The organism is Pedobacter sp. CAN_A7, assembly GCF_015752175.1.
GTDB lineage: Bacteria > Bacteroidota > Bacteroidia > Sphingobacteriales > Sphingobacteriaceae > Pedobacter.
The window spans coordinates 481,405-503,115 of the sequence record NZ_JADOUW010000001.1; the positions used below are offsets into that span (position 1 = coordinate 481,405).

The window sequence follows — 21,711 nt, forward strand, 5'->3', positions numbered from 1 at the left end:
TTAAAAACTGAAAAAGCGCTGTAATCATAGATTATAGCGCTTTTATTTTGGTATCTAAATTGCAGCTCTTTAAGTATGGAGTACTTTGTCAAAAAAACATCAATTGTACGTGAAATTTGGAGCAAAGGCGACACCATCTTATTTATATTCGCTGGATCTGCGGCAGAATTTGCCGTAAATAAAGCAGTTGATTGGTTGTATTTTACTGGACGTCTTCCTGCCGATCCAATTGGACGGCTATTTTCAACTGTAAACTATGCACGAAAAATCATATTTGCCGAACGATATATAGCCCTTAACGCCATTGACAAGATAAATACTATCCATCAGACTGTAGAAAATAACCGGGGTTCGAAAATCCCTGATTGGGCTTACCGGGACGTACTGTTTATGCTTATTGATTACTCCATACGTTCTTTTGAACTGCTGGAAAGAAAATTGACTAAGGCAGAAAAACAAGATGTTGTAGATGTGTTTAATGAACTTGGTATTCGCATGGGCTTAAAAGATTTACCTAAAAGTTATACTGATTGGCATGTAATGCGTGATGCTCATCTGAAGGAAAACCTAAAATATAGCAAATTTACAACTGATCTTTACAAGCAATATCGCAAGCATTTGGGCAGTTTCAGGTACCAGGTGCTTCTACAAGCCCAGGTATTAGTTGTGCCCAAGCGAGTTAACCACTTGCTTTCACTTGGTCGCATTGCGTTCTTAAAACCGGCTATATTTATTTATAAAATATGTAGAATTCTGAACTTACACCAATACATTAAAAACATCATGCTGCCTGAAGCTTATAAAAAACAAATAGCTGATTTAGATCAAATCTCAAATCACATGTCAGGAAATATTGAGCCCCTTAAAAGCGAAACAATCTAGTCTACTTTTGCTAATGGTAAACTAAAATAGAAATTGGACCCTTTACCAAGTACTGATTTTACATGAATGCTTCCATGATGACGCTCGATGATTTCTTTGGTTAAATACAAACCTAAACCTAACCCTGATATATTAGAAGGCCCATCTGCCCGATAAAACCTGGTGAAAATTAAATGTTTTTGAGTTTCACTTATGCCCATACCCTCATCTCTGATTGATATTGTAACACTGCCTTGTGCGGAAGTAGTGGATACATAAACTTTATCTGCTTTTGGAGAATATTTAACAGCGTTGCTAAGCAAGTTGATGAGCACCTGTTCGATACGCTGCTGATCTGCAAAGACCATATAATCGCATTGACTATCCATTACAATTATCTCATGTGTTTTATTAGCATATTTAAAAGTATCAATTACATCAAGAAGCAATGTATAGAGATCAAAATGTGCCAGATTAAATTGAATTTTACCCGCAACAATCTTTGAGCTATCAAGTAAATCAGTAACTAAGGAATCTAATTTGTCAACTTGTGCTAAGGCTTTTCCAATAAACTTACGTCCTAGTTCATCTTTTTCCGTTCTTGCCGAAATTTGAAGATAACCTTTTATACTGGTGATTGGTGTTTTAAGCTCGTGACTAGCCAATGCAATAAACTCATCTTTTTTAGCACTTAAAACTTTTATCCCTTCAAATAAAGTAGAGTTCTCCAATGCAACAGCTGCCTGGGAGGCAACACTTCCAATTATATCTTCATGTTCCGTTGTAAATACATTTTCTTGTCTATGGCCGAAAAGTAAACTACCAATCACTTCTCCCGAAGTGGAAATTACGGGTACGGCCATATAACTTGCAACTGGCATATGGCCAACAGGTATGCCGTGATGGGGACCATTGCTTCCATATCTGGCATCTGATGCAATGTTTGCAGATCGTACCACTTGTTTATCCTTAAATGTTAAATCGAAAAGTTGGGTGTTCATAGGCATTCCTAATTTTTCAAAGGAATCTATTTCAGTACCTGATATTGAAAATAAACGTAAATTTTCACCTTCTTCATTAACAGCATTATAAAAAAAAGCACCGAATTCTGCACCAGTAATTTTAGTGGTGGCATCAGTAACTTTTTGTAAAACAGCTTTTACATCTAGTTTTTCCAAAATCACCTTTCCTAGCGCGTTTAAAATTTCCAGGTTTTGAGTATTCTTTTTAATAGCTTTCTGTATACGCAATTCTTCGGTAATATCTCTTGCAATTTTTGATGCACCAATAATTATCCCCCAACTATCCCTTACTGGAGAAATAGTTAATGAGATGGGAACTTCCTTACCAGATTTCGTTAACCTCATTGTTTGTAAGTGTTCTATCCGCTCCCCTTTTTTTAACCTATCAAGAATTTCAATTTCTTCTGTTTGTCTGTCAGCAGGAATTATTTTTAAAATAGACTGGCCAACCATCTCGGATTCGGTATAGCCGAAAATTTGCTGTGCACCCGGATTCCAGCTCGTGACTTTACCATCTAAATTTTTACTAATAATGGCATTATCGGTTGATTCAACAATTGCTGATAATATTGCCTGTTTTTTATCAGTTACATCCATGTTGGTCACATCTACCAGGATACTATGAGTACCAATTTGGCATTTGTTCTTATCAAAAATGGGTCTTGCATATAGCATGACATTTTTGATAGTTCTATCAGGCCTTTCAATGGTGATCAAAAAATTATCATAAGCCCTACCCTCCTTAAGTGCAAGCGCCATTGGGGAATCCGATAACTGCATTTGCTTGCCATCAGGATGATAAATTCTCCAGGAACCACAATATAAGTCTTTACCTATTTCTGGCGTTCTACCCCATAACTCTACAGCGGCTTGATTAAATACCGTCACATATCCTTCCTTATTACAAGAATAACTTGCGAAAGGCGATTCATAAAAGAAGTGCTTAAAAATGGATTGGTGATTAAGTTCCTCGCTTTCATCTGGAGAAGTGGAGTTGATGATAGAAGCGTGATCGGAAGATTCCGGCATAGTCATTTGGTTGTGAATGAAAGGAGATAAGTTTACGATCTATTGGGAAATATTAATGTTGTTTTAATATAGATTCAATTGACTGTAGTTCCATGGTATTAAAATCCAGGTTATTTAAACATATCAAAGATTCAGCCAATTGCGCAGGTCTGCTGGCACCAACTAACACAGATGTTACTCTCGAATCCTTTAACAACCAAGCTAGGGCCATTTGAGCCAAAGATTGGCCGCGTTGCAAGGCTAATTCATTTAATTGCTGAATTTGATGAATTCTATTTGCAGTAAGCTGATCTATTTGCAAAAAGCCATGTGATTTAGCTGCTCTTGAATCTGCAGGTACTCCTTGCAGGTATCTATCAGTTAACATACCCTGGGCTAATGGTGAAAATGGAATACAGCCCACCTGCGTACTTTCCAAAACATCCAGTAATCCCGCTTCCGGTGTACGTTCAAACATAGAATATTTAGGTTGGTGTATCAAACATGGCGTCCCAAGTGATTTCAATATAGCGATGGCTTCAGCAGCCTCTTCAGCAGAATAATTTGAAATCCCTACATATAAAGCCTTGCCCTGGCGAACTATAAGATCAAGCGCAGACATCGTTTCATATAATGGCGTTTCTGGATCAGGCCGGTGGTGGTAAAATATATCTACATACTCAATACCCATTCTTTTTAAACTTTGATCAAGGCTGGAAACTAAGTATTTTTTTGAACCCCACTCGCCATATGGTCCCTCCCACATATGGTAACCAGCTTTGGTCGAAATAATCATTTCATCCCGATAGCCAGCAAAACTATCTTTAAGTATTTTACCAAAGTTTTCTTCAGCTGATCCTGGAGGTGGACCATAGTTGTTAGCTAGGTCAAAATGAGTAATTCCCTGGTCAAATGCTAATCTGATAATCTCTCTCGAATTTTCAAGCACATCAACGTGTCCGAAATTATGCCATAGGCCAAGTGAGAGTGCAGGAAGTTTTATTCCACTATTTCCACAACGCCTATATTGCATAGACGCGTATCTATTTATCGCTGGTTGGTAAGACATATAATTATTTAAGGCTACTAAATTAAGAAAGTTATAGAATAGTCAAAACAAAAAAAAGGTCGCATTATTTGAAAATTGTGGAAGCCATTATCATTATGGATTGTTTATTAATAATCGTCGTTTAACGCAAACACTGGCTTTCTATTCATCCATTTACCGCCAGTAAAATCGGGGAATTCTATTGTTTCGTTTCCCAGATCAATGGATTGTTCACTTAAAGGGGTTATCGCACTCCAGGTGGCAGCATCATAAACATCCATCGGAGTTTCAGTTTTTCGTTTTGCAGCTTCTACGAAAGCATGTAAAACGAAGAAATCCATACCACCATGACCTGCGCCCTGGGCATCATTTCCATATTTTTTCCAAAGGGGGTGGTCATACCTGTCTAACCATTTTTTAGCACTATCCCATTTATGTGGCTCACTTTCTCCTTCTATATAAATGCTATTATTAATATCCATCCATAAACCATTCGTACCTTGCACACGAAAACCTAAGGAATATGGTCTTGGCGAATTTGTATCATGTTGAAGAATAATAGTTTCGCCATTGGCACATTGTAGCGTCGTCGTCACAATATCGCCTAACCTAAAGTTCACTTTAGCATTTGGATGATTCTCGCCGCCATGTTCTACGACAAATTTATGAAGACCTCTGGCTTTGGTAGCAAAAGAATTAATCTTTGTAAATCGGTTTCCCCTGTTAATATTAATTGTTTGTGCAATCGGACCAACACCATGCGTTGGGTATAGGTCACCGTTTCTGAAAACAGAATGGTTTGTTCTCCATTTTGCTTCTGAATATCCTTTTTCATTAAATTCTACCCCCTTACCAGCACTTCCATCGTTAAATTTAACATCGCGTAGGTCATGCTGATAACCACCTTGAAGATGAAGAATCTCCCCAAAAACACCTTGACGCACCATATTCAGTACGGCTAATACATCTCGGCGATAACATACGTTTTCCAGCATCATCACCTGCGCATCAAATTCTTCAGCAGCATGTACCACATCCCAATGATCCTGAAGAGTAATACCTAATGTTACCTCTGTACCAACATATTTAAGACCTGCTTTTATAGATCCGATAATCATTGGTTTATGCCATTCCCAAGGGGTTGAAATTATTACTGATCCTAAACCTTTTAAGGCAACCATATCTCTCCATGCATAGTTATGGCCTGTAAAGATTTTCGGCATTTTTTTACCACTTTTTGCAATTATTTTTTTTGACATATCAAGCATATTAGCGTCTACATCACAAATTGCAACCACTTCTACATCTGCTCTTTTTAAAAGTAAATCTAAATGGTTTTGTCCACGTAGTCCAACTCCAATCAAAGCTATTTTTAGTTTTTCAACAGCAACACCTGCAAATAATTGATTATCTGGCATTACTGTCATTGCTGTTGCGGTAACACCGGTGGTTCTAACAAAATCTCTTCTGTTCATTTCGTCTTAATTTGGATTGATGGGTATTAATACAATGTTTAAGCTAACAAGGTAAAAATTTTACTCATGTATAGCTAAGCTGGAGAACTTCTATTGTTATGTTTCGGTGAGGCAACAATAGAATTGTTAGCTAATAGGTGACAACGGTATATATCGATTTCTTTTATGCTACTCCATTAAAATTGGCCGACTAAGGAAAAACCTATATTTTTTTGCTGATAAGTTGGAAGCAAGGTATACTGGGTTTTGTTATTTTGTCCCCAAATCATCCTTGTTAGAACAGGGTACATGTGGTAAGCTACTTTGGTTGACAATACGCCTACCCCAGCGCCCGCAACAACATCACTAAACCAATGTTCGTTATTATAAATACGCAGCACTGATGTAGCAGAAGCCAGCGTATACCCCGCAATGCTATACCAAGGTGATAAATGTCCATATTCCTGATTGATGATTTCGGCCCCGGCAAAAGAGATGGTTGCATGTCCAGATGGAAATGATCTATAATCTGTTTGATTAGGACGATGTTTATTTGTTACTTCTTTAAGTAGTCCGGTTGTTACATAAGCAATTGCGCCGGATAACACAACCATTGTAGTTTTTTCTTTGAAGTTATTTTTACTTTTAACGCCTAATGCATCAAAGCCATATACGGCGAGGAAAGGTACATAGCGCAAATAATCATCAACCGTGGTGTGAAAATTTGGACGCCTTTCGTTACGCCTCTCCGTAATGTAGTGGTCTAAATTTTTAAATGGGCCGTCTGCTAAAGCAATGACACCATATGTAATGGCTATGAGCCCGGGTACATAGGGTTTGTAGCTTTTTCTCTCAACGCTGTCTTGTTGGATGGTGTCGCTGTACTGTGTATATCCAATTAGAGGAATACATAATAATAAAATAAATGCAATATTTTTTAGACCATTGTTTATCATGCCATGGGTAAAGTTATAAAAAATGTAGATCCAACCCCTTGCTTACTTGTAACCCATATTTTTCCATTATGAGCATGAATAATTTGGGAAGCTATATACATACCTATTCCCAACCCTGATTGTTTACCCAGAACTTCAGGTTCTCTGTGAAATTTCTCAAATATTTTAGTTAATCCATCATCTGCGATGCCAATGCCTTGGTCGGATATAGAAAGAATCATATATTCACGTTCAGAACTCAATTCCGTTTTGACAATAATTTCTGTATCGGGTTCAGAATATTTTGCTGCATTACTTAACAAATTACTTAATACCTGCTCAATTCTAAGTTGATCTAGGGAAATATGTGGACTATCGCTCAGGTCGGTATTTATATGATGGCCAGGAATCAAGTATTTCAGGTCTTCTATGGTTTTATTTAAAAAAGGATTAAAATCAGTACTCGTCATTACATATTCTAACTGACCATTTTCTATTTTTGCAGAATCTAATAACTGCAATGCAAGCATGGAGAGTTTGGTGCATTGTGAATTCATCTTTTCTACAATGGACTGTACTTGTGACAATGTTGTAACCTTGCTTGACAAAGCAAGCTGTCCGTAGGCCTTTAAAATGGTTATAGGAGTTTTTAATTCATGGCTAGCCATAGAAATAAATTCTGACTTAAGATCATTTAAAAATTTCGAAGCTTTAAGTTCTTCTTTTTGCAGTTTCGCCTTTTCAAATAATACATTTTTACTGATTTTAATTTCTTCATAAGAGGATAGCGGACCTAAGTTGCGTATTGAATTGCATATTTTTTGTATATTTTCACTTGTCAAATTAAGTGACTTAGGGAGGCCAATAGAAAATTCAATACAATATAAATCTTCTACCGTAGTAGTACTAAATAGTGGTACAAGTCTTTTAGCGTAAAGAAAAAGATCGCTTGAAATAGGCGCTACATACAAAGGATAAAATACTTTACATATCAATTGGTATTGGCGATTCTGTTCACCGATACCAATTTCTAACACTCCTTCATCAGTGTGTTCAGTCATCACCCTTACAACTTCTGAGATTGCACTTCCGAATGTGCTTTTTAAAGATAGATTTAGCTTTAATAATTCAGCTACTTTAATAAATTTCTGGTTAGATAGCACCAGGTCCATTTCACTTTGCAGGGAAACGTCTAACAGCCTGATCATATTTTATTCACTTTTATAAGTACTATTGACATATCATCATTTCGACGACCGAAATCTTTATATATTGCTGCTGCAATAATCATAGGGTCGTACCGTAATATCATTGGATGCTGTGAGAAATCCCATCTAGTTTTTAGTCCGTCTGAACAGAGAATCAAATAAGTAAATTCTTTTTGTTGAATGACATGGCTGCTCATAGTGTTAGGAATATTGTGTCCAATAATACCGTTATAACTCATGATATTTTTGACTTCCCTGCCATCAGCAGTTCTGGTAGCGATATTGCCTACCCCCAACACTTTAGCCACCTGTTCCTTAAAATCATATACGACAACGGTACCTACGCCGCCTCTAGTTTTTTTAAGTGCCAGGTGTAAAAAACGCACAATTTCTTCGGGTTCGTGATAAGGACATATCTTTAATGTATTATTAGCTTCCATAACCACTTGATGTGCCTCAGGACCATGACCTAGGCCATCTAATAATAGGAGTTTAAAATACCTTTCAGTAGATTTATATATACAACCATCACCACTCAATATTTCGGACGGCTTAGGTAGGACGAGCGTATTTACTGATAAAGGTGGAATTTTTTTAGGTGGGTGAGTTTTATATAGTCTGGATAACAAAATAGTTCCCCAACCTTTCAACGTATAAATTGAAAAGAAGTCAGACAATCTTTTAATACTACCTAATCCATGACCTAGGGTACTCACTGATGAAACGCCGTCTAACAGCATGGCTGGTAAATCCGTTATTCCAGGGCCATTGTCAATACTGATTAATTCCAAATACTGGCCATCACCTTTGCCTACCAGACCACAAAGAATTTCACCACCTACGGTATGTTTTGCTAAGTTTGAAGTGATTTCTGCTACGATTAGGTCCAAATGAGCAAGTTTTTTCTCACTAAATTCAGCCTGCACGGCTTGTCTGTGAATTGCTTTACGTAGCAATGCAAAATAACTACGATCTGATGCCGTATAACTGGTATGATGATTAACCATTACACCACTTTATTATAGATACGGTAGTACCTTTACCAACACCCGATTGAATATCAAATTCATTCACTAATCTTTTTGTACCTGGCAGGCCTAACCCCAGACTTCTACCAGTTGAGTATCCATCTCTCATGGCTAATGTAATATCTGGAATACCAGGTCCTTTGTCTACAAACATCAATCTTATACCTTTATTTCTGTCATCAACAACTAATTCAATGGTAACAATACCACCATTTCCATATTTTAACATGTTGCGCACCAATTCGCTGGCTGCTGTGATTAATTTCGTTTGATTAACCAACCCCATTTTCACCTGGACAGCCGAATCTTTTACCTTATTGCGAAAAGGAACCACATCTTGATCCCTAAGGATAGAAATAGTTTGTTTAGACAGGGTCTTGATCATCTACAAAATCATCAGAATTATCTGTATTCAAGGGATTATAAATATCAATTTTTGACCTTAATAAATCCATTCCTCTATCTACATTAAGCGCGGTGTGTACACCAGTTAAAGGTAATCCTAATTCTATTAATGTGATAGCTACAGCAGGTTGCATGCCTACTACGACAGTTTCTGCGTCAAGTATTTTGGACATACTAGCTATATTTCCGATGATCCGCCCCATAAATGAGTCAACAATAGAGACCACTGAGATATCAATTAAAACACCTTTAGCATTTGTTTTACTAATGCTCTCTATTAAATCTGCTTCAAGATTAAGTGCTAGACGATCATATAGATCTACTTGAATAGTGACCAATAAAAAAGGGCCCATTCTTAAAATAGGTATTTTTTCCATAGTCTAATTTAACCTAACTTGTTTTTTAACTTCTAATTTGAGTGTGTGAAAAGAAAATTTAAGGGCATGTGCCAAGGTTGCTTTTGTAATAATATTTGAAAGATCAATACCTAAATGCACTATAGTTTGAGCAATTTCAGGTCTAATCCCACTAATCACACATTCTGCACCCATTAAACGTGTAGCTGCAACAGTTTTCATCAAGTGCTGAGCAACTAGAGAATCAACAGCAGGTACACCTGAGATATCCAAAATAGCTATACTGCTTCCAGTTTCTACAATAGCTTGTAAGAGATTTTCCATTACAATCTGTGTCCTAGCACTATCTAATGTTCCAATAATTGGCATGGCTAGAATACCATCCCACACTTTAATTACAGGGGTTGAAATTTCGGAAATTTCATCAGTTTGGCGCAAAATAACTTCTTCACGACCTTTTATAAAGGTTTCAAAAGTAATCTGACTTAGGTCATCAAATAAATTATTTATTTTTTTACTTTCGCTATAAAGCGTGGATGGATCTTTAATATCTGTTTCAAACACCTCAATTATAGCATTCTTTAACCCCCGGACAAATTGGTCTGTCTCTTTCGGACTATATCCATGTTTAGCTCGATTAATAGAAATTTCAGATAAACATTCAATTACTTCATCTAAATCACTTGCATTAATATCATTAATATTACTTGCATTTAGGTTTTTAAGTAAAAGGCTTAAAAGTTCATTGGATTGTTCTTTGATTTCGTAAGAATTAACCATGTCTTCATTGTGTCCAATTTGAGACATTTGATTTTGGATCCATTTTTCCAAGATAGTTTGATGAGACTGTTTTAGAAGCTCAAAGATATTAACGGCCATATAAAAATAATTGTGCCCAAATATAATTTAAACTTTAATTATTCTTTCATGGTTTCAAGTTTATTATATATACCTCTTTGACTACAGCGCTGGGCATAAAAACAACTTGCACCTTTTTTGAAATCAGCTAAATTTTAGTGAATAGCTCCAAATGACTATCTTCCGGCATGAAAAGAATTCTTCTTCTATTAGCCTTACTATGTTCGTTTACATTACAAGCACAGGTAGCATCCAAAATTCATAAAAAAGCAATTGTTATTGATTCTCATAATGATGTGTTGTCTAACCAGATGAATAATGGAGTTGATTTAGGTCAACTACAATCAACAGGTCAATTTGATCTGATTAGAGCAAAACAAGGCGGTCTGGATGCCCAGATATTTTCTATTTGGTGTGGGGAAGATTATGGTAAAGGACGTGCATTTTCCTTAGCCAATCGGCAAATTGATTCATTATATTCATTAATTGCACGTTATCCAGATCGGATAGTTTTAGTACGAAATACGTCAGGAATAAAGAAAGCTGTAGCTGATGGCAAACTTGCTGCTTTAATTGGTGTAGAAGGAGGGCATATGATTGAGGAGCGATTAGATTATATAGATAGTTTGGCTAATAGAGGCATGTGTTATTTAACTCTTACCTGGAACAACAGTACAAACTGGGCATCATCAGCCTATGATGAGACTTTTAAAAGCGACAGTTTGACCCATAAAGGATTAAGTGAAAAAGGTGTTAAAATTATAAATCGCTTGAATAAACTTGGGGTAATGGTTGACATTTCACATGTTGGGGAAAAAACTTTTTATGATGTTTTGGCTGTTAGTAAAAAACCTGTCATTGCATCACACAGTAGTGCTTATGCACTAAACCCTCATCAGCGTAATTTAAAAGATAAACAGCTACTTGCGCTAGCTAAAAAAAATGGTGTAGCCTTTGTGAATTTTTATAGTGGTTTTTTAGACTCCACCTATAATCAATCCACACCTGTAAGACCACCTTTGGCAATTCTTATTAAACATATAGACTATATGGTAAAATTGATGGGAGTTGATCATGTAGGTTTGGGAGCCGACTATGAAGGTGCAGAATCTTACCCTATAGGTTTGAATGATGTGAAAGACTATCCAAAAATTACTGAAGAACTTGTGAAACTTCGTTATTCAGAAAAAGACATTAGAAAAATTTTAGGAGGTAACCTAATGCGTGTTTTAAAAGCGAACACAGGTAAATGATATATAAAAGGTAGGTTATGCTTTAACCTACCTTTTATCCCCCTATCCTTTGCGAAGAACCAATAATTCTTCAATTTCTTTCAATGCATTAAGTACACCTTCTCTTTGTCTGGTAAGTAGCTGCATATGGTCTGCATGATCTGCGTAATTTGAAATGTATTTATCGTATTTTTCAATGGCTGCTTTTTCGCCAGTAATAACAGCTTCTAAGATCGCTACTTCTTCTTTACTGCTTAGCGCTTGTTTTATATCAATCCAAGTACGATGAAGTACGCCTAAAATTCCACCACTTTCGTTTTCTGCAAAGTCACCATGTGATGCAATGTGGGTCTTCAGTTCGTCAGCGTAACCTGCACGCTGTGCAGCAAATTTTAAAAACACGCCTTGTAAACTTATATTATCGGTTACTTCACATGCAGATTCATAGCCCACTTTCCCATCGTTTACAATAGATAATAAATCTTTTAAGTCGATAATGATTTCTTTATTTGTTTCCATAGTAAAGTAATTATATTTACTACATAACCTAGAAGTCCAAAAATAGTTTGATTGAACTTAACAGTAACCATTAACTTAATCGTACAACCTCACCATTTTTTACAGATTGATCGCACGCAAATGCTATCATTAAACTATTTATAGCGTCAGCAGTAGCATCGGTTAGATCCAGATTTTCGTCAATAGCTTTTAAAAAAAAACGCTGTTCCCTGTTACATAATTCCTGATGATCTGGCTCATCCTTCAAATCAACCCATAAGTCTGGTGTTAAAAAATGTTGATTGGCATTGAGAGCTGCATAGTGGACTCTGATCCCTTCGGTTTTTGTATGATCTTCAATCGATGATGATTTACCAATAGCCGCTGCATCTTTAGCTACAATAGAAACGGATCCTTTTGGCCCAAAAACATCTTTCACAAAAAAAGCAGTCTCACTGATCATAGGACCCCATCCTGCCTCATACCATCCTACCGATCCGTCCTCAAAAGTAATATGTAAATGACCATAATTATAGTTCCCAATCGGAATGTCATCCGTCAACCTGGCGCCTATGGCTGAAACTTGTATCGGTTTAGACCGTGTCATTTGACACATTACATCTATATAGTGTACGCCACAGTCGACAATCGGACTTAAGCTTTTCATCAGGTTTTTGTGTACGTCCCATTTAGCACCTTGACTTTGTTGATTTAGGTTCATACGCATAACTAAGGGTTTACCCATTTCATGTGACAATTTAATAAATTTTTGCCATGATGGATGGTAACGAAGTATATAACCAATTAATAGCTTTTTATTATATTTTATTGCAGCTTCGGCTACACGCTTAGCACCGGCTAAGGTATCTGCTAATGGTTTTTCTATAAATACATGGCAGCCTTGCTCCATTGCTTGAATAGCATAGGTTTCATGAGTATCTGGATAGGTGGAAATGCAAACGGCATCTGGTTTAGTTTGTAATAAAGCTGTCCTGTAATCATCAAAAATGGAATACCCACCACCTAATAAATCATTCAACACATTTTTACTTTCCCCTGTGGAAACCAATCCACAAATCTCAAATCCATCGAGCTGATGATAGGCAGAAGCGTGGGCAGTACCCATATTCCCACATCCAACCACCAATATGCGTATTTTTTTTTTATCTAAATTCATATTCTATTAGTTATACCCCCAGACTCCATCCAGTACGGTATTCACGCTTTATAAATTGGTTAACTGCATCAAAATTAGTTACCCTTAGCTGTTTTTTATCCCAAAGCAACTTGATGTCCCTACCTGGATAGTTAAATCTTTTACCGTCTGCAGTTGGAATTTGTACATCCGTGCCCCGAATTGCCAAATTTGCAATAAGCAAAGTTTCCGTCAATGGACCTGCAATTTCGAACGATGAGCTAAGCTTTTTCTTTCCATAACCAGCAATACAAGCTTCTACCCATGACCAATAATGCCCATCAACTCCTCCAGGCACTCTTTCTTCACTTTGTCTTACGTGAACCTCATTAGTACGTGTCAGTGGTAATAATCTAGGGTTAGCACCATAGACATCACAAATCATTTTACCTCTGGTACCTTCAAACAACACCCCATTCGATCCAAATGCTTCATTTGGGCCTAATTCTTCCGGACGTGCCGGCTTTATACCACCATCCATCCATTGTATTTGCAGGTCATCTTTGGTTTTTTTTGTTTTCTTAAATGTCATAATTACATGACTAGAAGGTGGACAGCTATCAGGAAAATAGCCGCGTTTAAATTCATCTACATAAATGCTTCCCACACTACACTGCACGTCGATAGGTGTATCAAGATCTAAAATTCTAAAAGGAGGTTCTACTAAATGGCATCCCATATCACCAATGGCACCAGTACCAAAATCCCACCACCCTCTCCAATTGAAAGGGACGAGTTTATCGACATATGGTTTATAATTTGCACTGCCTAACCAAAGGTCCCAATCTAATTCCATTGGAACATCAGCTGCTGTATTTGGCCACAAAATTCCCTGTGGCCACGAAGGCCTATCGGTCCAACAATACACATTTTTCACTTTTCCAATCACCCCAGCATCAACCCAATCCTGCAAAAGACGCACACCATCACCTGACGAACCCTGGTTTCCCATTTGGGTAACTACTTTATAGCGAAAAGCAGCCTCAGTTAATGCCCTTGCTTCATAGATATCATGTGCAAGTGGTTTCTCTACAAATACATGTTTACCCAATTGCATGGCAGCCATTGCCATCATGGCATGATTATGGTCTGGAGTTGATACTACAACGGCATCAATATTTCTGGACTCTTTATCCAGCATCTTCCTATAATCTTTATAATACTTTGCCTTTGGGAAAGCCTTAATAGAATTAGCAGCCCTCCGATCATCTACATCACATAAATATGCAATATCAGCTTTACCACCTTTATAGATATTATTTAAATTGCTCTCACCTTTTCCTCCTACACCAATACCAGCTATTAACAATCGATCACTAGGAGCTAAAAAACCTTTCCCACCTAAAACGTGCCGAGGTACAATCATAAAGCTTGCTGCAGCAAGAGTTGTGTTTTTTATAAAATTTCTTCTAGACTTTAAATAAACTGAATCTTTATTTTCAGGCATTTTTGATTACTTTTTGGTGTTTAAATTTTTTATTCTAATGTTCCTAAATTGCATAGGAGATCCATGACCAAGAAAGCCAATGTGTCCTGAATTTCGCAATAAACCGGGGTGTGTTTTTCCATCTGCTGTTCCGTTTTTTCGGGCTAATGAAATGTCAGAATCAAGTATAACTTCTCCATTCAATGTTACCTTAATTTTTGAACCCTTAGCAAACACTTCTTGTATATTCCACTCTCCCATAGGTTTTAGGAAACCTCTCTTTGCAGCTGCCACGCCATAAATTGAACCGTGGTATTGATAGGCATGCAAATCCTTGTATATTGGCGCTTCATTGTCTAGTATTTGCAATTCCATCCCCTCATATGCAGCATCTCCGGTTAGAGGAGCACGAATCCCAAGCCCATTGTTAGCACCTGGAGTTAATTGAAATTCAAACCGAAAAACAAAGTCGCTATATTGATCTTTTGTGTAAAGATTGCCTCCTGAACCCTTTCCAGAAATAGGGCGAATAGCCATATTACCATCCGCTATTATATAATCCTTGGTATTACCAAGCCAATGATGCATGTTTGTGCCATCGAAAAGCACCTTAAAACCCTCTTGAATTTCCTTGGTGGATAGCTTATATGGCTCGTTCCGGGGTATTTCACGAACAAATATATCCCGATATGCTACTGGAGATCCATGGGCTTGCAATTCAATTTGTTCTTCTGTATATATTGGCACGTTCCTATTCCAATAATTTTCTAGAATGACATTGTCGGTCACTAATATTCCATTTAAATAAACCGTAACCCTATCGCCTTTCATTAGAATTCGAAAAGTATTCCATTCACCCAGTTTATTATCTGCAACAGTGAGTGGCTTACTTTCGTGTGTCTGATTATTATATAACCCGCCTGATCCTACCTGAGCACCATCTTTCACTCTAGCAGTGTCCCATATTTGGACCTGGGGAGTACCTCGAAGGTAAATACCGGCATCTCCGTTTTGTTTTTTATCGTCTATGATCTTCCAATCTATTAACATTTCGAAATCACCATATTTTTTAATAGTTGCTAAATTATCGCCATGGCTAGTAAACCGCAACTCACCCTCTGTAACCGTCCAGCTTTCTTTCATCGCTACATTCGCTTTTTCCTGTGCAGCTTGTAAAGTTTTTGAATCCATTTTAGCTCTTTTGATTGGATCGCCAACAAGCCCTTTCCAACCAGCGAGGTCCTTTCCATTAAACAACCTTACAAATCCTTCTTCTTTTGTCCACTCAGTAATGTGCTTACGGATAGCCTCTTTTTCATATTCACTGTCGTCTCCACGAAGTACTTCCATGGTTTGATTTAACAAACTCATCACTTCAGCACCTTTGAAATTAGAATTGCTTAAAGCAATGTTCATCACCGTTTTGGCTGCTGTTTGGTTTAATTCAGGAACACTAAGATAGCTACTTGTAAAAATCAATGCATTGTAAGTCTTTGTTTGGGTAAACGCTTTTAAAACTGCTTGTTTTTGTTCAATTGTTAAAGCTACATCCATTGCTTCCCTTAGTTTCAAATACTTTTGTTCTGGTGTATAATTGGTTGATCCTATTAGCCGCAAGTATCCTGTCAGCATTTGTGCCACATAACTAGTATCTGATGTTTCCCGGCTAATTTGAAGTAGATCGGGCATTATAAGCGGATCTGTCCATGATGCTAAAGCACTGATTGCAGCGCGCTTATCATCGTCCGGTCCCGTTATGTAGGCAGTTTTCACTGCATTTAGGGCCTCCTTACTTCCCAAGCTGGCCAATACCTTAAAATATAGGTGTTTCTTTTCTTGAGATGCCTGTTTCATTTGTGCTAAGACCGTAGCGACTACCTGCTCATTGTTTATTTCGCTGCTTCGTGTAGCTGCTATTATTGCTTCCTGAATTTCTTGCAGCTCCCCAGGTAAACTCCGTTCCTTTAATAGTACGAATAGTTGAGGAAGTTCTGCTGGTGTAACAATTTTCTTCAGTGAAGAAAAAGCGGCTTGTTGTACCACAGGGTTTTTATTATCAAGAAGATTATAGATGTCTTTTACTTGTGCATGTGCTGCACGGCTAGCTATAATTTGAATTAGTGCCACCTGCACTTCAGTTTTAGCTTTAGGTAAATATCCTGCAGCTTGCCTCGCAATATTGCTGCCTTTCATAGTTTGTATTGCTGTAATTACAGATGAAATTGTAGCACTATCACCTTTTTGCATGACCTTATAAAGGTCGGGCATCATATGATCAGCACCAATTTTCGAAGCTGCTGAAATAGCTGTGAATTTCACCTGCTGGTCTTTATGCTTTAGTAATTTAACAATGGATGGCAATGAAGCCTTGGATTCTGCCTCCCCTAACATATTGACGATCTCTGCCTTTATTAAAGGACTTGATTTAGCCAATTTCTTCAGCCATAAGATTGTGGTTTCAGGATTCAAATACTGGCCTGCTAATTTTAATGCTGCCGCGCGATAGTTAAGGTTTTCATCATCCATTGCTTCAACAAGTATTGAAGAAGGATTTCCTTTTGCACAGTGTACTAGGATGTCTAATGCAGCGGTTCGGCTGTGCAGCTGGTCTACCGATAGCGCATTTTGTTGAATTGTTTGGGCGATCTGAGCTGCTAAAGTATAATTAGAATCTGTTAAGAGCTTACCAGCGTAAATTAACATTGCAGCCGTGGCATTAGTATTATCATATTCATAATTAGCTCTTTTAGCAGCAGAAGAGATTACTTCTGCAGTAGCGGGGTCCGCAATGTGTGCTAATGCTGTTAGTGATACTTTTGTCAATGATTCATCCTGGCCAACTAATTTTATTAGCGCTTCGTTCGCTGCGCGTACGCGGGTTAACCCCAAGGCATTTATAATTGCCAATTGGGCTTTTCCTTTAGTAAGAGGTAATTTATTCAACAAAGCTATTTTTGCTTCGTCAGTATTAATTTTTACTAAGGCTCTAGCACTGGGATCGGCCAAGAATGGATCTGTAAGATGTTCTTCCAGATATGGAACTGCATCATTTTTTCCAATAAGTTCTAGTTGACTAATTATAAAAGCTTTATTATTTTCATTTTGATTGTTTTTTAAAGCTCTTCCATAAGCTTTAACACTTCTGTGTCGCTCAACGTCTTTACCATGTTGCATTACATAAGCTGAATAGCCACTAATAGCATATTCTATGTTGGCATTGTTTTCTTTCCCTGGCGCCGTTAGACCAGTAATTAATTGTACATAACCATCTTCTCCAAGATTGGAAATCTGCTGCATACTTCTATGTAGCTGAATTGAATCATGTGCTGGTAATGTTGAAAGTAGGTCGGCAATTTTGGTAGTATTAGTACGCTGGTCTGTAGATGTTTGTGCCTGGCTGCTAAAGGTTGTAAGACCAAATGACAAAAATATTATGTATATATATTTAATCATGTTTTTTATATTAGTGCAAATAAGATTAAGATAAAATAAATGGGGAACGCATAACTGGATCGATCAACCTGTTGGCAGCTTCGTCCTCTACAAATTCTTGTTGAACTGGATCAAATTTTAACGATCTTCCCAATCTCAATGCCGCTAATCCGATATTAATCAGATTGCATGAACGGTGTCCATTTCGTTCATTAAGTGCAAATAATTGCCTGGTTTTTACAGCCTCAGTAAAATTGGTCAATTGTGGTATTGGTTCTGGAAATGCAGCTAATTTTCTTTCTAGATCTGGTATATCTGATTTAAACCCAGGATATAACTTACCTTTAGGTCCCTCTATGTATGGCACATTGACATCTTTTCCCTCGCCGTCTAATATAATTTGGCACCCGTCGGAATACGTATAGGTAATTCTTCTCCAGGTCCCGACTGCATCGGCATGTTGTTGTGGCGCATCAATTTCGACTGAAATTGGACTGGTATCATCTTTACCTAAAAAATATTGAATAGGATCCAAATAGTGTTGTCCCATATCACTTAAACCTCCACCATCATAATCCCAATATCCTCTAAAAGTTTGATGTACTCGGTGACTATTATAAGGTTTATAGGGGGCAGGTCCTAACCAAGCATTATAATCTAGCCCTTCTGGTATCGGTTCAGGCGCTAAATTATCATGTCCTACCCAATAGAATTTCCAATCAAACCCAGTATGCTTACTTACGATAACTTTAAGAGGCCAACCTAACATGCCGCTGTCAACTAATTTTTTAATAGGCTTTACCGTTGTTCCCATTCCATAGAATTTATCATGAAAGCGGAACCAGGTATTTAATCGAAATATTCGTCCATGTTGTTTCACAGCCTCCATGACTCGCTTACCTTCACCAATAGTGTGTGTCATCGGTTTTTCACACCAAATATCTTTACCAGCATTTGCTGCATCAACTGCCATGATACCATGCCAATGAGGTGGAGTGGCGATATGTACAATATCCACTTCTGGAAGTTTGATTAATTCTCTATAATCGCTAAAAGTTTTCACTCCCTTATCAAGCATAGGCAATGACTTTGCTATATGTCGCTTATCAACATCACATATAGCAACAACTTGGGTACCATCATAAGGAAAGTGGTTTCTACCCATTCCTCCTACGCCAATAACAGCTTTAGTAAGTTTATCACTTGGTGCAATAAAGCCTGAACCGCCTAATACGTAGCGGGGTACAATAGTAAATGCAGCAAGACCTACTGCGGAATTTTTAATAAAATCCCTTCTAGAATTAAGTTTTTTAGATTTCATAAGGTTGATTAGCGTGTGTTAATATGTGGTTCTTTTTTAAAGGTAATAAGATTCCAACCCTACAGCAATTTATTGACAGTATATTTTTAAATGAATATTAAATTACTAAAACGATTAATGCAGTGATACATATAATTCACACTGTGTTAGCCATCTGCCATTAAGTTTTCGCCACATGGCTGAATAATTCCCAAAGAACCTTTCTTCTTTATAGGCCCAAACTCCCTTTTCCCATGCAATATCACCACTTTCTGCAATAATTATTTCCTCTGGTAGTCTTTCAAAAACCGGACTACTGTGTGAAAACATTTGTTTCCAATCTTTTTCTATTTTTACGCGGCCAATTGTATGGCTTCCATCTCCTGCTATCTGGATAAAATCTGGTAGCCAATAGCTTGAAACTCCTGTTACATCTTTCCTTTTTATAGCAGCATTGGATGCCAACCTCGAATGTTTTATATTTATAATATCTTCATTTTTATCCATACACAAATTTGCTATTAGTTAGTTAAATTTAAAACATGGTAATAGTAACAGATACTATATTACTAATGACCTTTATTATAGAACATATATCCAATATATTATAATTATAGAATATTTAAACTATATTCGATCATTATAGAATATATATACTATTTATTAAGCAACAAAAAACAATGAAAATCCAAGCAGTTTTAACCGGCGATATTATAAATTTCACACAACTAAATCCACAAAAAAGGAAACGATTAATATTAAATTCAGAAAAATTAATCAAAAGCTGGATTAAGATCAGTGAAGATGCAGAAATCTATAGAGGCGATAGTTACCAAATATTATTTGAAGACGTAACAAAAGCCATAAGTCGAGGTGTCCAATTGATTTGTTGGTTTAAAATTCAGTCAGATCAAGAGAAAAAAATTTATATAAGTTCAAGAATTTCGATAGGTATAGGCAGTGTATCCTATAGAGGAAAAAATGTGTTAAGCTCAGATGGGGAAGCATTTCACCTCTCCGGAAGAAATTTTGATAAAATGAATAATGAAGAATTAATTAGCATTCATACAAACGATCCTGAGAAAAACAAAGCGATCAATATCATTCTAAATTTTGTTAATAAAATCATTAATGAATGGACGATACCACAGGCGGAAGTGATTTTTCATATATTAGAGGGGAAAACACAGCAAAAAATAGCAAACAACTTGTCTGTATCTCAACCGTCTATAAATAGTCGAATAAAACTATCTCATTGGAAAGAAATAGAGCAAGCAATCAATTATATTTCAGAATTAGTGCAAAAAAATAATGGAATTAAACTTATTACTTAAATTACTAATTGCCCATTTAATTACAGATTTTATCATTCAACCAAAAAAGTGGGTGGATGATAAAAATGAAAAGAAAATCAAATCAAGGAAGTTGTTAATTCACATTTGTCTAACAACCTTATTTGCTTATGCTTTCTCCGGATATTATTTAAACTGGATCATTCCTCTTACCATCTTCATTACTCATTATTCATTAGATTTAATAAAGTCATACTTAAAGGACAATTTTGCATATTTCCTTATTGATCAGTTTTTACATGTTTTAGTTATTGTTTTATTATATCTAGGTGTAGAAAATCAATGGATAAACATGGGAAATTACCTAACTCAACTTGCAGTTCATGACAATTTTTGGCTAATAGGCACAGCCTACTTATTCGTGAGTTGGCCGTTAGGGATTATAATAGGGAAAGGAACTCAAAAATGGCGAAATCAAATTGCAATAGAACAAGAAAAAGCTCAGATAAGTCGTCTATTGAAGAATAGTTTAGTTGGAAATATTACCGAAACGGAAAAACCTACAGAAGTATTTAAAGAAGAACAAGGCTTGGGGCTAGCCAGTGCAGGAAAGTGGATAGGTATTTGTGAGCGAATACTGATATTGACATTTATATTGCTTCAGCAATACACCGCAATTGGATTTTTAATGACTGCTAAATCAATTTTAAGATTTAGTGAAAAAGAAAGCAATACACAATTGAAAACAGAATACATACTAGTTGGGACATTAGTTAGTTTCACTTCATCAGCGCTTATTGGAATTTTAACCAAATATGCATTGCAATAAAGTCTAGACATCCTATATTAAAAACACATAACTAACGTAACTTTATAAAAAAATAAACAATTTGTGACTTTAGATGTTTTATTTAAAACTTAAACACTTAATAGTTATGGGATTATTTAAAACAGCATTAATTGGCGCCGCAGTATATGGAGCCATTAAATATGTAACTAAAAAAGATATCAACGGTAAATCTATAGTTGATGATTTAAAGGAAAAAGCTCCTGAATACATGGACAAGGCAAAAAAATTTAAAGATGACCTTGAAAACAAATATAGTAGAAAAGAAGATGTTATTACAGAGGTAAAACCTTAAATATTTTTGTT

At 36.6% G+C, this 21,711-nt stretch carries 20 protein-coding genes; 5 read left to right on the forward strand and 15 right to left on the reverse strand.

What is annotated here, in order from left to right:
- Positions 1 to 75 precede the first annotated feature (75 nt).
- The gene (locus IWX76_RS02250) at positions 76 to 882 is read left to right on the forward strand and encodes an oxygenase MpaB family protein (protein ID WP_196858229.1); all 807 of its coding nucleotides are present in this window, start codon (positions 76 to 78) and stop codon (positions 880 to 882) included.
- Here IWX76_RS02250 and IWX76_RS02255 read toward each other — a convergent pair.
- The 9 genes from IWX76_RS02255 to IWX76_RS02295 all read right to left on the reverse strand — a co-directional run bounded on the left by IWX76_RS02255 (position 879) and on the right by IWX76_RS02295 (position 10,204).
- Complete coding sequence (locus tag IWX76_RS02255; protein WP_196858230.1) at positions 879 to 2,912, reverse strand: PAS domain-containing sensor histidine kinase; 2,034 nt, start codon at positions 2,910 to 2,912, stop codon at positions 879 to 881. The genes IWX76_RS02250 and IWX76_RS02255 overlap by 4 nt on opposite strands.
- Positions 2,913 to 2,964: 52 nt before the next feature.
- The gene (gene mgrA, locus IWX76_RS02260; protein WP_196858231.1) at positions 2,965 to 3,960 is read right to left on the reverse strand and encodes an L-glyceraldehyde 3-phosphate reductase; all 996 of its coding nucleotides are present in this window, start codon (positions 3,958 to 3,960) and stop codon (positions 2,965 to 2,967) included.
- Positions 3,961 to 4,067: 107 nt separating this feature from the next.
- Positions 4,068 to 5,414 carry a Gfo/Idh/MocA family protein gene (locus IWX76_RS02265; RefSeq protein WP_196858232.1) on the reverse strand — a complete coding sequence of 449 codons (1,347 nt, stop codon included), beginning with the start codon at positions 5,412 to 5,414 and terminating at the stop codon, positions 4,068 to 4,070.
- A gap of 176 nt (positions 5,415 to 5,590) precedes the next feature.
- On the reverse strand, positions 5,591 to 6,349 hold the full coding sequence (locus IWX76_RS02270) for a phosphatase PAP2 family protein (RefSeq protein WP_196858233.1): 759 nt from the start codon (positions 6,347 to 6,349) through the stop codon (positions 5,591 to 5,593).
- Positions 6,346 to 7,536: a sensor histidine kinase gene (locus IWX76_RS02275; RefSeq protein WP_196858234.1), complete on the reverse strand. Its 1,191-nt coding sequence runs from the start codon at positions 7,534 to 7,536 to the stop codon at positions 6,346 to 6,348. Before IWX76_RS02275 ends, IWX76_RS02270 begins: the two co-directional genes overlap by 4 nt.
- Positions 7,533 to 8,543, reverse strand: coding sequence for a SpoIIE family protein phosphatase (locus IWX76_RS02280; protein WP_196858235.1), 1,011 nt, complete (start codon positions 8,541 to 8,543; stop codon positions 7,533 to 7,535). The genes IWX76_RS02275 and IWX76_RS02280 overlap by 4 nt, the downstream gene beginning before the upstream one ends.
- On the reverse strand, positions 8,536 to 8,949 hold the full coding sequence (locus IWX76_RS02285) for an anti-sigma regulatory factor (RefSeq protein ID WP_196858236.1): 414 nt from the start codon (positions 8,947 to 8,949) through the stop codon (positions 8,536 to 8,538). The genes IWX76_RS02280 and IWX76_RS02285 overlap by 8 nt, the downstream gene beginning before the upstream one ends.
- Positions 8,930 to 9,346 carry an STAS domain-containing protein gene (locus IWX76_RS02290; protein WP_334641011.1) on the reverse strand — a complete coding sequence of 139 codons (417 nt, stop codon included), beginning with the start codon at positions 9,344 to 9,346 and terminating at the stop codon, positions 8,930 to 8,932. Before IWX76_RS02290 ends, IWX76_RS02285 begins: the two co-directional genes overlap by 20 nt.
- Before the next feature lie 3 nt (positions 9,347 to 9,349).
- On the reverse strand, positions 9,350 to 10,204 hold the full coding sequence (locus IWX76_RS02295) for an STAS domain-containing protein (protein WP_196858237.1): 855 nt from the start codon (positions 10,202 to 10,204) through the stop codon (positions 9,350 to 9,352).
- A 167-nt stretch (positions 10,205 to 10,371) separates the two neighbouring features.
- On the opposite strand from IWX76_RS02295, the gene IWX76_RS02300 reads away from it, so the two are divergent.
- The gene (locus IWX76_RS02300) at positions 10,372 to 11,436 is read left to right on the forward strand and encodes a dipeptidase (protein WP_196858238.1); all 1,065 of its coding nucleotides are present in this window, start codon (positions 10,372 to 10,374) and stop codon (positions 11,434 to 11,436) included.
- 42 nt (positions 11,437 to 11,478) lie between these two features.
- On the opposite strand, the gene IWX76_RS02305 is transcribed toward IWX76_RS02300, so the two are convergent.
- From IWX76_RS02305 to IWX76_RS02330, 6 genes are all read right to left on the reverse strand, one after another.
- Positions 11,479 to 11,934: a ferritin-like domain-containing protein gene (locus tag IWX76_RS02305; protein WP_196858239.1), complete on the reverse strand. Its 456-nt coding sequence runs from the start codon at positions 11,932 to 11,934 to the stop codon at positions 11,479 to 11,481.
- Positions 11,935 to 12,004: 70 nt separating this feature from the next.
- Positions 12,005 to 13,090 (reverse strand): Gfo/Idh/MocA family protein, encoded by a 1,086-nt coding sequence (locus IWX76_RS02310; RefSeq protein WP_196858240.1) that lies wholly within the window; start codon positions 13,088 to 13,090, stop codon positions 12,005 to 12,007.
- 10 nt (positions 13,091 to 13,100) lie between these two features.
- A complete protein-coding gene (locus IWX76_RS02315; RefSeq protein WP_196858241.1) occupies positions 13,101 to 14,555 on the reverse strand; it encodes a Gfo/Idh/MocA family protein in 1,455 nt (484 codons plus the stop codon).
- 6 nt (positions 14,556 to 14,561) lie between these two features.
- A complete protein-coding gene (locus IWX76_RS02320) occupies positions 14,562 to 17,987 on the reverse strand; it encodes a DUF1080 domain-containing protein (protein ID WP_196858242.1) in 3,426 nt (1,141 codons plus the stop codon).
- A 25-nt stretch (positions 17,988 to 18,012) separates the two neighbouring features.
- Positions 18,013 to 19,287 (reverse strand): Gfo/Idh/MocA family oxidoreductase, encoded by a 1,275-nt coding sequence (locus IWX76_RS02325; protein ID WP_196858243.1) that lies wholly within the window; start codon positions 19,285 to 19,287, stop codon positions 18,013 to 18,015.
- Between the two features lie 114 nt (positions 19,288 to 19,401).
- A complete protein-coding gene (locus IWX76_RS02330) occupies positions 19,402 to 19,773 on the reverse strand; it encodes a YybH family protein (RefSeq protein ID WP_196858244.1) in 372 nt (123 codons plus the stop codon).
- Positions 19,774 to 19,946: 173 nt separating this feature from the next.
- On the opposite strand from IWX76_RS02330, the gene IWX76_RS02335 reads away from it, so the two are divergent.
- From IWX76_RS02335 to IWX76_RS02345, 3 genes are all read left to right on the forward strand, one after another.
- Positions 19,947 to 20,600, forward strand: a complete 654-nt coding sequence (locus IWX76_RS02335; protein ID WP_196858245.1) for a hypothetical protein — start codon at positions 19,947 to 19,949, stop codon at positions 20,598 to 20,600.
- Positions 20,578 to 21,387 carry a DUF3307 domain-containing protein gene (locus IWX76_RS02340; RefSeq protein ID WP_196858246.1) on the forward strand — a complete coding sequence of 270 codons (810 nt, stop codon included), beginning with the start codon at positions 20,578 to 20,580 and terminating at the stop codon, positions 21,385 to 21,387. The genes IWX76_RS02335 and IWX76_RS02340 overlap by 23 nt, the downstream gene beginning before the upstream one ends.
- 106 nt (positions 21,388 to 21,493) lie before the next feature.
- Entirely contained in the window at positions 21,494 to 21,700 is a 207-nt protein-coding gene (locus IWX76_RS02345) for a YtxH domain-containing protein (RefSeq protein ID WP_196858247.1), read from the forward strand.
- Positions 21,701 to 21,711: the final 11 nt, after the last annotated feature.